The sequence below is a fragment of the Limnospira sp. genome (assembly GCF_051859755.1).
Taxonomy (GTDB): domain Bacteria; phylum Cyanobacteriota; class Cyanobacteriia; order Cyanobacteriales; family Microcoleaceae; genus Limnospira; species Limnospira fusiformis.
Map to the genome: position 1 here is coordinate 19,865 of NZ_JBIMLI010000040.1, position 15,749 is coordinate 35,613.

Consider the following 15,749-nt stretch of genomic DNA (forward strand, 5'->3'; position numbering starts at 1 on the left):
TCAATCACTTATTAAGACTTAATGACTGCTTTCCAACATCCGTTTGATGCAGCAACGTTAATGGAAATATTAAAGGGTCGAGCCATCCATCAACCCCATCAAGTTGCTTATAAATTTTTAGTGGATGGAGAAACTGAAACCATCAGTTTAACCTACCAAAAGTTAGACAGAATATGTCGAGCGATCGCCGCCCATCTCCAAAGCCTCAGCCAACCGGGAGAGAGAGCCTTACTACTATATCAACCGGGCATAGATTATATTACGGCATTTTTTGGCTGTTTGTATGCAGGTATAGTACCAATTCCGGCCTATCCGCCGCGCCCCAACCGCTCGCTGTCGAGGATTATGGGTATCTTAGAAGACGCGGACTCTCACCTAGCCCTAACCACAGAATCTGTGCTACCGAGTCTACAGCGGCAATTTGGGGAGGTTTGGGAACTACAGAAACTGAACTGGGTTGCCACAGATAAGGTAGCCGAAAGTTGCAGCGATCGCTATGAGGACCTAAGCATCAACCCGGAAAGTTTAGCGTTTCTCCAATATACATCAGGTTCAACGGCTACCCCCAAAGGGGTGATGATCAGCCACCAGAACCTGATGCACAATTCGGGCTGGATTTATGAGAAATTCGGTCACAACCAGGACAGCATAGGGATGATCTGGCTACCACCCTATCACGATATGGGGTTAATTGGGGGGATTATCCAGCCCCTATATGGAGGATTTCCGGTGGTGTTAATGTCTCCGCTAATGTTCCTCCAACGTCCTATCAGGTGGCTAGAAGCAATATCAAGACATGGTGCGACCACCAGCGGCGGGTCAAACTTTGCTTATGACTTGTGCGTGCGCCGAGTCACACCAGACCAAATAGAAACCCTAGACCTGAGTAGTTGGGATTTAGCATTTAATGGGGCGGAACCGATATCCCATGAAGTGTTAGAAAAATTTGCGCGGACGTTTGCTAGTTGTGGATTTAATCCCCAGGCTTTCTATCCCTGCTATGGTATGGCGGAGGCTACCCTAATCGTCAGTGGCGGCGATAAAACTCAACTACCGACGTTGAAAACGATTCAAGCATCATCCCTAGAACAACATCAGGCGATCGCCACCAACGGTCACGCCGAGAATACTCGCACAGTAGTAGGCTGTGGCTCAAGTTTGGAAGATCAGGCGATCGCCATTGTGGACCCATCCACGGGGATACCCTGTGAACCCGGACAGGTAGGAGAAATTTGGGTATCAGGACCAAGTATCGCCCAAGGTTACTGGAATCGACCATCAGAAACCGAGTCCATCTTTAGTCAATATCTAGCCACCACCGGAGAAGGACCATTTTTGCGGACTGGAGATTTAGGCTTCATCGAAAACGGCGAACTATTTATTACTGGTCGCCTGAAAGATGTAATTATCATTAACGGCCGCAACCATTATCCCCAAGACATAGAATGGACGGTTGAACAAAGTCACCCCTTAATCCGTCCTAGTTGTGCGGCGGGATTTTCCGTAGATGTGGGGGGGGAAGAAAGGTTAGTGGTGATTGCAGAAGTAGAACGCTACTATTGGAAACGGCAATCTAGTCCTCGTCGTGAAACCTCAACCAATGTTTCCAGGGAGGAATCCTTCAGCACTAAGGACCTAATTCAATCAATCCGGCGTGCGGTTTCCCAAAATCATGATTTGCAAGTTTATAGTACCCTGCTACTCAAACCTGGAACCATTCCCAAAACATCAAGTGGTAAGATCCAACGTCATGCTTGCCGTGCTGGTTTTCTAGCGGGGACTTTGGAGGTAGTCGAAGACTAAACTTATTCTGCCCGTTAGAGGTAATAACAGAAACAGCAAAGGATTGATCAGATCGGCTTCGTGGCACAATAACCGTCTAGGTGCGATTTAAGATTCACCGCCGACGGGCTGCCTAATCTGCCCCGGAATCTTGCATAGCCAGCCTAAAATGTGATGGAGGAGTGAATAGTGCAAGTGTTGAACCACTCTTGGAATGGAAAAGATATTGACCAACTGGGTAGCCAACCTAAATCGCCAAATTCTGTGGGTTTATCCCCTGATGCGGAAGCGATCCAAGGCTGGTTAATTACCCAAATGGCTGAGAGATTGGGGTTAAATCCAGATGACATTGATATTGATGAAGACTTTGCCAATTATAGCCTTAATTCTATTGAGGCGGTTAATTTATCTGGAGACCTGGAAAATCAATTTGGACGTAGACTTCCCCCGACGTTACTGTGGGATTATCCGACTATTAAGGCGATCGCTGATTATCTAGCCCAGGATACCACCCCTAAAGCGACAACCAACAGCAGTGGTCAGTCTGTGAGTCCACAACAGGCACAACAACTGCTAGAAAGACTCAATCAAATGTCCGATGCCGAGGTAGAGTCCCTGCTGAATTCAATGTTGTCTGAACAGGAAAATCATTAATGACCAATATATCCGATCGCACCGCTAACCTTTCACCACAACAAAAACGGGATCTGCTTGCCGAATTGTTGCGCCAAAGAGCCACCAGCCAAACCTTACCAGATATTCCCCCGGAATACTATCGGTTTGAACTGTATCCAGAATACCTGAAAATTAAACAGCAACAGCAGGAAATTGCAGCCTTGGGCATTAATAACCCCTTCTTTGCCCCCCAAGAAGGTATCGCCAGCAATACCACGATTATTGACGGTCGTGAGTTGATTAACTATGCTACCTATAACTATTTGGGGATGTCTGGTGATCCGATAGTTTCCCAAGCTACGAAGGATGCTATAGACCGCTATGGTACATCGGCTTCCGCCAGCCGCCTGCTTTCGGGGGAAAAACCTATTCATCGGGAGTTAGAAAAGGCGATCGCCAATTTTATCGGCACCCAAGACAGCATCGTTTATGTTGGCGGTCATGCTACCAACGTCACCACCGTTGGCCACCTGTTTGGACAAAATGACCTGATCCTTCATGATGTCCTCAGCCATAATAGTCTATTACAAGGCTGTTTACTTTCGGGAGCCACTACTATTGCTTTTCCCCATAATGATTGGGAAAGCCTGCACCAAATTCTCAAAGACCGCCGCCACCGTTATAGACGCACTTTAATCCTGATAGAAGGCATTTATAGCACCGATGGTGATATTCCCGATCTACCCAGGTTTATTGAGTTAAAACAACAGTATAAAGCCTTTCTGATGGTGGATGAGGCCCATTCAATTGGGGTATTAGGTCAACATGGCCGAGGGCTTAGTGAACACTTTGGCGTTGACCCCAATGATGTAGATTTGTGGATGGGAACCCTTAGTAAATCTTTCGCCAGTTGTGGGGGATATATTGCGGGGTCTAGTGCTTTAGTGGAATACTTGAAATATACGGCCCCCGGTTTTGTCTACAGCGTGGGTATTTCGCCACCTAACGCGGCATCGGTTCTGGCTTCAATTAATGTGTTAATATCAGAACCAGAACGGGTGCAAAGACTACGCGATCGTGGTCAATTGTTCCTGAATCTCGCTAAACAACATAATCTCAACACAGGAACCAGCAAAGATTCGCCCATTATTCCGATTATTGTGGGCGATTCCCTGGCTTCTGTGCAACTGTCCCAAAATCTGTTTCATCGGGGTATTAACGTCCCATTTATGTTCTATCCTTCCGTTCCTCAAAATGCAGCCCGTCTGCGTTTTTTTGTTACCTGTCAGCATACGGAAGAACAAATTTATCAAACGGTGGAAATTCTCACCGAAGAAATTGCACAAATGGCGGTTTCTTAGAACCCTCATATATCATGAAATTCCCATCTCTAGTTTATCCTTAATCTGGTGCATTCCATGAGAGTCTTACTGGTTTATCCAATTTTCCCAAAAAGTTTTTGGTCTTTTGAAAAAACCTTAGATTTAGTCGATTGCAAGGCTCTATTACCGCCTTTGGGTTTAATCACAGTAGCGGCTATTCTCCCCCAAGAATGGGAATTTAAGCTGGTCGATCGCAATGTGCGAGCCGTCACGGAAGCAGAATGGGAATGGGCAGAATTAGTGATTTTGTCCGCCATGATTGTTCAAAAAAATGACTTCCTCGACCAAATTCAGGAAGCCAAAAAACGCGGCAAAATTGTAGCAGTTGGGGGTCCTTTCCCGACCGCACTACCCCACGAAGCTGAAAAAATGGGGGCTGATTTTCTAGTGTTAGATGAGGGAGAAATTACCCTCCCTATGTTTGTAGCAGCCCTGGAAAGAGGGGAAACAAGTGGGATATTACGCGCCGCTAATGGCGAAAAACCTGATGTAACTACTACCCCAATTCCTAGGTTTGATTTGTTGGAAAAACAAGCCTATGATATGATGGCTTTGCAATTCTCCAGAGGCTGCCCGTTTCAGTGCGAATTCTGTGATATTATTGTGTTATATGGTCGCAAACCTCGCACCAAAGCACCGGAACAGTTACTGGCGGAACTGGATCGCCTCCTAGAACTAGGATTTACTCAAACTATCTTTTTGGTTGATGATAACTTCATTGGGAATAAACGCAATGTCAAATTGCTGCTTCCGGCGTTGAAAGAATGGATGGAAAAAAATAACTATCCCTTCCGTATGATGACAGAAGCATCAGTTGATCTCGCCCAAGACCAAGAATTAATGAACATGATGGTAGAGGCTAATTTCTATGCGGTTTTCCTGGGAATTGAAACCCCGGACGAAGGTAGTCTCGCGCTGACTAAAAAATTCCAAAATACCCGTAATTCCCTAGTTGATGCTGTGGATAATATTACTAGGTCTGGACTGCGGGTAATGGCTGGTTTTATTATTGGCTTTGATGGTGAAAAGTCTGGGGCTGGCGATCGCATTATCCAATTTGTAGAAACTACGGCTATTCCAGTGGCTATGTTTAGTATGCTACAGGTTCTCCCTAATACAGGATTATGGCATCGTTTAAAGAAAGAAGGGAGACTGCTGGAAGCATCAGAAACCGCCAATATTAACCAGACTACTCTGATGAATTTTATTCCTACTCGTCCCATTGAGGAAATTGCACAGGAATATATAGACGGTTTTTGGAAACTCTACGATCCGCAAGTGTTTCTCGATCGCACTCACCGCTATTATCTGAAACTAGGCGCACCTCGTCGCCAAAAAGCTGGGGGAAGAACCCTAAGCTGGAAAACTATAAAAGCCTTGTCAATTCTGATATGGCGACAGGGAGTAGTCCGTAAGACTCGCTGGACTTTTTGGATTTATCTACTGGATATTATCCGCAAAAACCCGGATGTGGTGGAAATGTATCTAGTCATGTGCGCTCACTTTGAACACTTCTACGACTACCGCCAAGAAGTGCGCCAGCAAATCGAATCACAACTGGCTGAATATGTCAAGAAAAAACAGGAGTTAGAATTGGTAAAAGTAGCTTAACTCGAATCCGGCGGGTTGGGGTGGTAATCAAAAAACCTATCTCTTAACCCGCTTGGCGTAACCTCTCGCTGAGACTCTAAGATACCTGGGCGCTTCTGTGATCAAAAACACAAGCGGATAGGATAAGATATAGATACAATCTATAATCATGAACATTTACGCAAAGCTGGGCGATGAACAACCTAGGTATGGAAAGAATGCGGCTACAGTCCCATCGACAAATCAAACGGTTTATAGAACATCACGAACAGCGTTATAACCTGCTATCAAAGACGGTTAATAAACAGGCGACCTGTAAATTTAACGCTAACTCGGCATTTTTGTTATGTGCTGTTAATCCTACAGGTTGCTGTTCTAGCTGTGATCATTATCAGCCTAAATAACGCTAACTAATAAATAGATCCTGATAAATGTTCACAGACTTTTCCCAGGTTTGGGGATAGGTCTAGTGTGTCTTCTGACTGTTCGATCGCCTGAGTTTCTCGATCTAAAACGGCGACAATGCGATCGTAGATTTCCTGTGCTTGTGTGGGAGAGTCACCAATACAGGTTAAACCCAGTTTCCCGAATTGAGACAAACAGCCGATTAAGTGAAATACGGTTCCGGTTTCTGTTTTATTGTTAAAATGCAGATGATATTGGGCGATAATATCCATTAAATCATTGGGTAAAAGACCGCGATAATGATGGCTATGAAGATTATCTGAGGCAATATAATATTTAGGTTGTTTATTCTGGCTGTAGAATAAGCCAGTATGGCGATCGTATTCGCCATTAGTTAATAATTGGAGGGTCATAAATGGATGAGTTGTGCCACCCCGACGCAGGTTAATTTCAATGGCTTGTAGTTCCCATTGTGCCTCTGGTGGCTGTGGTTGACGAACGGCAATACAATCTAAACCAAATCTTTCGAGGGCTCCTTTTTGGGCTAAGATTTTACCGACTTTTTCACCTAATTCTTGCAGTTGTAATCGATAGGCTTGGTCAGCGGGGAAACTACAACCCTCAAAAATTTGACCATCTGGACCCCCCAGAATTTGGTCATGGGTAGATAGAACTTCGACCTCCCCGGAAGGGTAAATCTGACATTGAACACTAGGCGATCGCTTAATGTCTCCCTCGATAAAGGCTTCGACAATTGCGCCTAATTCAGGGATTCTGCTACGGAAACTAGACCAGGTTTCATGGCTGGCTTGAAAACTTAAATTCACCAAGCGATCGCTAATTTTTGCGACCCTTTGATGAGGGGGAATGTCGCCAAGTCCTTGGAGATTAAGGATAGCATTGCCTTCTCCAGAAAAGCCCTCATTTAGCTTAATTACTGCTCGTTTTAACTGGGGTTGTCGTTCCCATAAAGCGTTAACTTCTGCGGCTAAAGCTGTTTCATTCCAGACTAATTTACTGCCGTCTGGGTGGGGAATATTGGCTTCTGCGAAAATCTGGCGACTGCCGCTTTTGGTTCCCCAATGGGCTAAATCGGGGTCAGAAGCCCAGAGGGGAATTTGTAATTTAACTGATAATTTTCGTTCCCATTGAGTAGAGTTAAAGCAGACCATATAGGTGCGGTTAGGTCGCAGGACTTGGCGTATTCTTTCGACTAACCGGGGACGTTCTAGGATTTTTTCGGTGAGGGAGCGATTAGAGGAATCGTAGGTAGAAAATAATAGTAGGCGATCGCGCGCGTGAGAAAAGGGAATTCCGGGCATTAAATGCAGATAATAGTCAATAACGCTGGGGTGAAGGGGTTGGGAAGTTACATAAATTAATCTAACTCTAGGATTTCGTAAACGAGTCAGAGAAAACAGAAATCTCTCCTCATACTGATGAACTCCGGGAATTTTCTGCAATTGCTGCTGATCTAAGGTGAGGGATGGAATCACTAATACATCAAAATCATCAAATCCCAGGTTTCCCCCTTGACTGAAAGACTCTCGGAGTTGATGTTGCAATGCTTGAAACTGATCTACTATTCCCTGTGGCGATCGATAATCTCCTGTCATAATCGCTGCCCACAATAACAATATTACGATTTTAGCAGGTTGTTTGACCTCAGAGCGACACCTTTGGATTTGCTGATCTCGTTCTTAGCAATGGTTGGAGAAAAGCTAGTGACACAATTAATATGAGCAGATTGGTCTAGGTTAACCAATAGGATTGATTGGTGCTATAATTATGGGAGCTTCGCTCAAACTGATATCAAACGGAATTTCATCTGAATATCGCGATATGATCCCACAGAAACTCACCCTGAAGAATTTTCTCAGTTATCGCGACGCCAGCCTAGATTTTAGTGGCTTGCACACTGCCTGCATTTGTGGACCGAATGGGGCGGGTAAGTCTTCGCTGTTAGAGGCGATCGCCTGGTCGATTTGGGGTCATAGTCGGGCGGGGACGGAAGATGATTTAATTCAAATTGGCGAAACCCAAATGCGGGTGGATTTTATCTTTATTAGTCATGGTAACTTATACCGGGTAATTAGGACTCGTCGCCGTGGTCAGTCGGGGACTCTGGATTTTCAAATCGCACCATTAGAACCGGACAAAAAAGCGGAGCAAATTAAGTTTACTGCCCTCAGTCAAGGGGGAGTCCGTAGCACACAACAAAAGATTTTAGAACATCTGCGCCTAGACTACGATACTTTTATTAATTCTGCCTATTTGCGTCAGGGAAAAGCTGATGAGTTTATGTTAAAACGTCCCAGCGATCGCAAAGAAGTGTTAGGCAGCTTACTCAAGTTAGATGAATATGATACTTTAGTGGAGAAAGCTAAAGATATCTCGAAGGAATATAAATTCAAGATTGAGCAATTAGAACAAACTTTAACTATCGGAGAGTTGGAGACACAAAAACTGCCGGAAATAGTGGCTCAAATGACTCAGTTAGAAGCTACCCTTGGTAAACTTCAGAAACAACAAGAGTCTGAGCAAAAGCAACTGCAAGCCTACCGAGAACAACAACAATATCGCCAAACCTGTGAACAACTATTAGAGGGACAGCGACAACAATATCATGGGATTAAACAAGAATGCGATCGCCTTCAACAGGAAATTATCGTCACCCAAACTCAACTACAACAATTAGATTGTATTCGGCAACAACAGGAAGAAATAAACGCTGGGATTGTGGAATTTCAGACCCTACAGGCTACAGAAGAAACGATGAGTTTACAGTTTCAAACTCACCAAAAAATTCAACAGCAACTCCGGGAACTTCAGCAGCAACAACAGGATAAAATCCACCAATTACAACGGGATAAAGATACGATTGAAACTCGCCTGGAATCTCTCCATAAACAGGAACAAGAATATCAAAAGGTGCTGGTTGAACAGCCGGAAGTCGAAGCAGGAATGGCTCAACTGTTTCAGGCTCGTTTGCGCCTGAATGAGTTAGATAAACTACAAATTGAAGTTACCCCTATCCTGCAAGAACATCAACGTATACAGGGGGAAATAGACCGCGCTCAAGCGCGTCTTAGCGCCCGTTTTGATGAACTATATACGTCGATGCACAAAATGCAGAACCGCCTGGAAAATAACCGCCCTAAATTAGAACAAGAGTTACAAAATCTCCATCAAACTATTGAGGAAATTGAGAAGAAACGCACTTATCAAAATCGGGTCACAGCTAAGGGTCAGTCACGCCATAACCACTTGGAAAAATTGGCTCATCAACAGCAGGAGTATGAGTCGAAATTAGCGGAATTAGACAAAAAGATGGAAATGTTAGGGCGTTCTTTTAGTGAGGAAAATAGGGGGGACTCTGCGCCTGTTTGTCCCCTATGCGATCGCCCTTTAGATGAACATCACTGGAATTTGGTAATGGGTAAACACCAAAACCAACAACAGGAAATTCGCGATCGCCTGTGGATAATTCGGGAAGATTTGGCGCGTTCCGAACAGGAAATAGCTGCGTTACGGGTTGAATATACAACCTTACAAAGGCAAATCTCTAATTATGAAGAATTGCGAGAACAACGAGGTCAACTACAAGCACGCTTAGAGGGTTTCGGTAGTGATGAATTGCAGCTACAACAGTGGGGAGATGAAGCTAGTCAAATTGAGCGATCGCTATCTGATGGTAGTCACTCCGCGACGCTGTATCAGCAACTGCAACAACTAGATCTGCAACTGCAAGAACTAGATTATAATGAACAAAGCCACGCTCTGGCTAGGAATGAAGAAAAGCGCTGGAGATGGGCAGAAATGAAGCAAATACAAATTCGGGATTCCCAACAAAAACTAGGGCAACTACAAGCCGACAAACCGCCAATGGTGGCACAATTACAGTCGGCATTAGACCAGATAATTTATCTACAAACCGCCTCGGAATTACAGCAGAGGATTATTCAGCTCAAAAAACAGTTAAATGAGAGCGGTTATAATTTGGAAGACCATAATCAAGTCCGGGTGCGGTTGCGTGAGGCACAGCAATGGGTGAGGAAAGCAGAACAGTTGAAAGTGGCGGAAAGTCAGTATCCACAAATTCAACAACGGCTGACTGAATTACGACAATTAAATCAAGTGCGATCGCAGGATTTATCGGGGGTAAAATCACAGATACTACTCTTAACTAAACAGTTGGAAGATACACCAAATCCTAGGTTATATATTAGTAACCTAGAAGGGAAAATAAAACAGCAGCGACAACAACTTGATCAATATTTAAGTCAATTAGGAAAGCTGCAACAACAACGAATCCATTTAGAAAATCTGAGCCAGCAGCAAAGCCAGCAAAAACAGGAATTATCGGAATATCGTCACCAAGCCCTAATTTATAAGGAATTAGCCCAAGCCTTTGGGAAAAATGGTATTCAAGCACTGATGATTGAAAATGTGTTACCGCAATTAGAAGCCGAAACGAATCAAATTTTAGCGAGGCTGTCGGCGAATCAACTCCATGTCCAGTTTGTTACCCAACGGAGTGGACGCAGTGGCAGCGCGAAACGGAAAAAGGCTAAGTTAATTGATACACTGGATATATTAATTGCTGATGCCAGGGGAACTAGACCCTATGAAACCTATTCTGGCGGCGAGGCGTTTAGGATTAATTTTGCGATTCGATTAGCCCTAGCTAAATTATTAGCACAAAGAGCGGGATGTGCGCTACAAATGCTGATTATTGATGAAGGGTTTGGTACCCAAGACGCGGAAGGATGCGATCGCCTAATTGCTGCGATCAATGCGATCGCCCCAGATTTTTCCTGCATTTTAGCTGTCACCCACATTCCCCACCTGAAAGAGGCATTTCAAGCCAAAATAGAAGTCACTAAAACCGCTACCGGATCACAATTACATCTATCTGTTTAAGATCATGATTGGCCAATATTTGAGGAGCAAGGGGTGGAACTAGAGCATATTATGCCATAGTTGGTTAATATAGTTATATGAGACTAGCTAGACCCCGGCCCGAAAATTGGGTGCAGCCAGGTCGGAGGTTCCCTTGATATCAATTTTATAAACCGTTAAGCAGTAGCTATGCCAGGTGTACGAGTCGGGATACTGCATTCTTTGAGTGGGACAATGGCAATTAGCGAAGCGCCCCTCAGAGATGCCGAGTTGATGGCCATTCGAGAAATTAACCGAAGTGGAGGAATTCTCGGAAAGTTTATTGAACCTGTTATTGAAGATTGTCAATCAGATCCGGCTTGCTTTGCTCAGAAAGCCAAAAATCTAATTCAGGACAAACAGGTTGTCACCCTCTTTGGGTGTTGGACTTCAGCCAGTCGTCAGGCTGTCAAACCCGTTTTAGAAGAATTAGGGGTGGGGTTGTGGTATCCCGTCCAATACGAAGGACTAGAAGACTCCCCCAACATTTTTCACACAGGAGCCTGTGCTAATCAACAGGTTGAACCTGTCGTTTCCTGGTTGTTGGAAAATATTGGCAAGCGCTTTTATTTGCTCGGTTCTGATTATACATTCCCCCATACGGTGAGTAAACTGATCAAAATTCAGCTTCAGCAAAATGAAGGCTATGTGGTGGGTCAAGCATATCAACCCTTGGGGGCTAAGGATTTTAGGTCGATTATTGCGCGTATTGTGCGAGCGAAACCTGATGTGGTGTTTAATACGCTTACTGGTGATAGCAATATAGCATTTTACCAACAATTTCAAGCGGCAGGTTTAAACGCGAAACAAATCCCCATTTTGGCTATTTCTGTTTCGGAAACGGAACTGAAAAGCATCGGGAATGCGGCGACCGGTCATCTGAGTTGTTGGAGTTATTTTCAGAGTTTAGATACTCCCGAAAATCGTCGGTTTGTTCAACATTTTCAGGCGAGATATGGAAGCGATCGCGTTACTAGCGACCCCATAGAAGCCGCCTATAGTCAAGTTTATCTATGGAAACAAGCCGTAGAGTTAGCCGAATCTTTCGACCCGGAAAGGGTACGAATTGCTACCTATGGTCAAAGTTTCTCAGCCCCCAGTGGCATTATCCGCATGGAACCCAACCATCATATTAGGAAATTATGCCGCATTGGTAGGGCTAAATCTGATGGTCAGTTTGAGATTATTTACACCAGTCCCCATCGCATTAAACCCTTGCCATGGTTAGGGTTTGAAGCCAATAACTTTAATGCTTCCGAAATTGTGATTGGCTTACTTGCTGAAGTTAGCCAAAGTACCGAACGCGCCGAAAAACTCAAACAAAAAACCCGCGAATTAGAAGAAACCAGAAAGCAACTTGAACAAGAAATCGAAATCAGGAAACAGGTAGAAGCCCAACTGCAATTGGTTAATGAAGGCTTAGAAAATATCGTCGCGGAACGCACCGCCGCCCTACGAGAATCCAACACTCAACTACTGCAAGAAATTGTCGAACGCACTAGAGTTGCGGAGGCTCTAAGAATGGCTAATGCTAGACTGCAAGCGGTGTTAGAAGCTGTACCTGGCACGGTTTCTTGGATTAGTAGGGATTTACGCTATTTGGAAGTTAATCAATCTTTGGCAGACTTATTTAAATTGCCACGAGAAACTTTTGCTAATCAACATATTGGCTTTTTGGGAACCAGTTCCGAATTTAATGACTTTGTAACTGACCTATTTAATCGCCCGGAAAAAGAAGCCCATCGCGAGGTGCGGACTCATGTGGACAATCAAGAACGCCATTATCTAATTGTGGCTCAGAAATATGATAATAATCAAGCTGTATTTGTGGTGGGAATTGATATTACGCAACGTCGCCAAGCTGAGGAAGAACTCCGCCAAGCTAATATGCGTTTACAAGCGGTTTTAGCAGCGGTTCCTGGTACGGTTTCCTGGGTGACATCAGACCTGCACTATATCGAAGTTAATCAAAAATTAGCTGATTTATATGGCTTACCCAGAGAAGATTTTTCTAATCAACATATTGGTTTTCTGGGTAGGGGTTCTCAGTTTCAGAATTTTATACAATATTTCTTTGAAAGTCCCGAATTAGAAGCATATCAAGAAATATCATCTTCCCTAGAAAATGAGGAATATTATTATCTGATTGCTGCCCACAAGTATAATAATAATCAAGCGGCTTTTGTGGTGGGAATTGATATTAGCGATCGCAAACGTGCAGAAGCCGCATTAAAAACGACTCAAGACCAGTTAGAAGCTGTGTTAAATGTCGTCCCAGGAACAGTATCTTGGATTGATTCTAACCAACGTTATTTAGGGGTTAATCAATATCTAGCCCAAACCTTCGACCTCCCCGCCGAGGCATTTATTGGTCAGCACATCGGTTTTCTGAAAGCTAGTCCGGAATTTAATGACTTTGTGGAAGACTTCTTTAATAGCGGTAGTTTTGAAGCCTATAAAGAAGTGACATCTTATATTAAAAATGAACCCAGAGATTACCTAATTGCCGCCCGGAAATACAACAGCGGTAGTGCCGCCTTTTTTGTAGGTATTGATATTACGGATCGTCGGCGCGCAGAAGAAGCCTTAAAACAGGCAGAATCCAACTATCGTAGCATTTTTGAAAATGCCCTAGAAGGAATATTTCAAACTACCCCAGAAGGTCGTTATATCAGCGCTAATCCCGCCTTAGCCAGGATTTACGGCTACGAATCCCCGACCATATTAATGACCAATTTAACCGATATTCAATCCCAACTGTATATCGACCCCAAGCGCCGCCAGGAATTTGTTTATCTCTTAGAAAGCCAAGGTTCCGTAGTAGATTTTGAGTCCCAAATTCGACGGATAGATGGTCAAGTTCGTTGGATTTCGGAAAATGCCACCGCCGTCCGTAGTCCCCAGGGAGAAATTCTTTATTATGAAGGAACTGTCGAAGATATTACCGATCGCAAACTAGGACAAATCGGCCTCCAACAAGCCAAAGAGGAACTAGAAAAGCGGGTCGTCGAACGCACCGCCGCCTTACAAGAAGCCAACCATCACCTAATCAGAGAAGTGGCCGAAAGACGAAGGATAGAAGCAGCCTTACGAGCCTCAGAAGCCGAATTGCGAGCCTTATTTGCAGCCATGACCGACGTGATCGCGGTTTTTGATGGAGAGGGACGCTATAAGAAAATAGTCACCACTAACGCGGAAGTAGTCTATACACCTAGTAGCGATTTACTCGGAAAAACAGTATTTGACATATTTCCGACCCCCCAAGCACAGCTTTTTTACGAAAATATCCAGAAAGTCCTTCAAACCGGACAAACCATCAACCTAGAATACAGTATGCAATTAGCACCCCCAGAACCCGGGCAGCAAGGCCCTGTTAATATCTTACCCTCTGCTGCTGATGCCGATCTGGTGTGGTTTGCTGCCACAGTTTCCCCCATGCCAGACAATAGTGTAATTTGGGTGGCTCGTAATACTACCGAGCGCCGCCGGGTTTTAGATGCTTTGCGGGTTGAACAACAAAAATCCGAGCGGCTGCTATTGAATATTTTGCCTCACTCTATTGCGGAACGTTTAAAACAGAGCCCCCATTCTATTGCGGAACGCTTTGAGCAAGCAACAGTCATGTTTGCAGATTTGGTCAATTTTACCGGGTTTTCCGCACAGATATCCCCCACGGAATTGGTGGATTTACTCAATGATATATTTTCCTGTTTTGATGAACTCGCTCAAAAACACCAACTCGAGAAAATTAAGACTATTGGGGATTCCTATATGGTAGTCGGAGGTTTACCCACCCCTAGAGAAAACCATGCAGAAGCGATCGCTCAGATGGCTCTAGATATGCAGCGAGAAATTGTCCGTTTCCGTCGCCAAGACGGCGAACCCTTCAATTTACGCATTGGGATGAATACCGGACCTGTGGTAGCCGGGGTAATTGGCACTCGTAAATTTATCTATGACCTGTGGGGGGATGCCGTCAATGTCGCCTCCCGTATGGAGTCTCAAGGCGAAGTGGGAAGAATTCAGATCACCGCCGCCACCAAAGCGCTACTCAACGATAATTTTATTTTTGAGGAAAGGGGTGTAATTGATGTAAAAGGAAGAGGCAAAATGATGACATTCTGGCTCAAAGACCGTCGTTAATCCTCACCACCCCATACTAAAGGGCAGGGGATAGCGGGCATGGTTAAGCAAGAATTAGCATGGGACTTGACGGCCAGTAAACTTGTGTTAAGATAAGTTAAATTAAGTCAAGATTATTTGAACAGTTCTGTAGAAAACTCTCTAAAGGAAAACTATGACTTTGATGGCTAAACGGCTTTTGATCCTGTTAGTGACCCTAGGTGGTACAGCATTCTTGGCGGCTTGTGGCGAACCTACTGCCACCGAAACCCAAGGCGAACCCACCGAACAAATTGCCGAAACCAGTGAGCCTGTAGCCACTGAAACCGTTTCTGATGAAACCATCGAAGCCCAAGCAGAACCCGCCGGGGAAGAAATGACTGCTGTAGTTGACTCAGACCCCACAGAAACCATTGTTGGTATTGCTAGTGGTGACGACCAATTCAGCACTCTAGTAGCTGCTTTAGAAGCAGCCGAATTAGCCGAAATCCTTTCTGGTGAAGGACCTTTCACCGTTTTTGCTCCCACTGACGAAGCATTTGCGGCCCTACCGGAAGGCACTGTTGAAGAACTTCTCAAACCCGAAAATCGCGATCAACTGGTTCAAATTCTTACCTATCACGTTGTCCCCGCCCAAGTTCTGTCTGCTAACATTACTGATGGGTCTGTGGAAACCGTTGCCGGAATGCCCTTAACTATTACTGTTATGGACGGCACTGTAATGGTGAATGAAGCCAGTGTCATTCAATCTGACATTTTGGGCAGCAATGGGGTGATTCATGCTGTTGACACCGTAATCTTGCCGGGTGTGGTCGAATAACTTTTAACTTGGCTTGATGTCAGCACCCCCGGCTGAAGCACGGGGGCTTCGTGCCCCCCTTTCAGGTAGCTGACCAGCTATAGCCTTAACTG

At 44.6% G+C, this 15,749-nt stretch carries 8 protein-coding genes and 2 pseudogenes; 9 read left to right on the top strand and 1 reads right to left on the bottom strand.

Going from position 1 to position 15,749, the window contains the following annotated elements:
- Positions 1-21: 21 nt before the first annotated feature.
- From ACTIE0_RS09550 to ACTIE0_RS09570, 5 genes are all read left to right on the top strand, one after another.
- Entirely contained in the window at positions 22-1,803 is a 1,782-nt protein-coding gene (locus ACTIE0_RS09550) for a fatty acyl-AMP ligase (protein ID WP_006621724.1), read from the top strand.
- A gap of 168 nt (positions 1,804-1,971) precedes the next feature.
- Positions 1,972-2,436, top strand: a complete 465-nt coding sequence (locus ACTIE0_RS09555) for an acyl carrier protein (RefSeq protein WP_006667942.1) — start codon at positions 1,972-1,974, stop codon at positions 2,434-2,436.
- Positions 2,436-3,758, top strand: coding sequence for an aminotransferase class I/II-fold pyridoxal phosphate-dependent enzyme (locus ACTIE0_RS09560; RefSeq protein WP_006621726.1), 1,323 nt, complete (start codon positions 2,436-2,438; stop codon positions 3,756-3,758). Before ACTIE0_RS09555 ends, ACTIE0_RS09560 begins: the two co-directional genes overlap by 1 nt.
- 57 nt (positions 3,759-3,815) lie before the next feature.
- Positions 3,816-5,390, top strand: a complete 1,575-nt coding sequence (locus tag ACTIE0_RS09565) for a B12-binding domain-containing radical SAM protein (RefSeq protein ID WP_006621727.1) — start codon at positions 3,816-3,818, stop codon at positions 5,388-5,390.
- 173 nt (positions 5,391-5,563) lie between these two features.
- A complete protein-coding gene (locus tag ACTIE0_RS09570) occupies positions 5,564-5,773 on the top strand; it encodes a DUF6464 family protein (protein ID WP_006667943.1) in 210 nt (69 codons plus the stop codon).
- 6 nt (positions 5,774-5,779) lie between these two features.
- On the opposite strand, the gene ACTIE0_RS09575 is transcribed toward ACTIE0_RS09570, so the two are convergent.
- Positions 5,780-7,390, bottom strand: a complete 1,611-nt coding sequence (locus ACTIE0_RS09575; protein ID WP_006621729.1) for a peptide ligase PGM1-related protein — start codon at positions 7,388-7,390, stop codon at positions 5,780-5,782.
- Between the two features lie 226 nt (positions 7,391-7,616).
- Here ACTIE0_RS09575 and ACTIE0_RS09580 point away from each other — a divergent pair, with 226 nt between their 5' ends.
- From ACTIE0_RS09580 to ACTIE0_RS09595, 4 genes and pseudogenes are all read left to right on the top strand, one after another.
- Positions 7,617-10,697: an AAA family ATPase gene (locus ACTIE0_RS09580; RefSeq protein ID WP_035759877.1), complete on the top strand. Its 3,081-nt coding sequence runs from the start codon at positions 7,617-7,619 to the stop codon at positions 10,695-10,697.
- Between the two features lie 168 nt (positions 10,698-10,865).
- A pseudogene (locus ACTIE0_RS09585) lies at positions 10,866-12,908 on the top strand (transporter substrate-binding protein); the annotation flags it as partial.
- A gap of 66 nt (positions 12,909-12,974) precedes the next feature.
- A pseudogene (locus ACTIE0_RS09590) lies at positions 12,975-14,858 on the top strand (adenylate/guanylate cyclase domain-containing protein); the annotation flags it as partial.
- 163 nt (positions 14,859-15,021) lie between these two features.
- A complete protein-coding gene (locus ACTIE0_RS09595) occupies positions 15,022-15,657 on the top strand; it encodes a fasciclin domain-containing protein (protein WP_228116464.1) in 636 nt (211 codons plus the stop codon).
- Positions 15,658-15,749 lie beyond the last annotated feature (92 nt).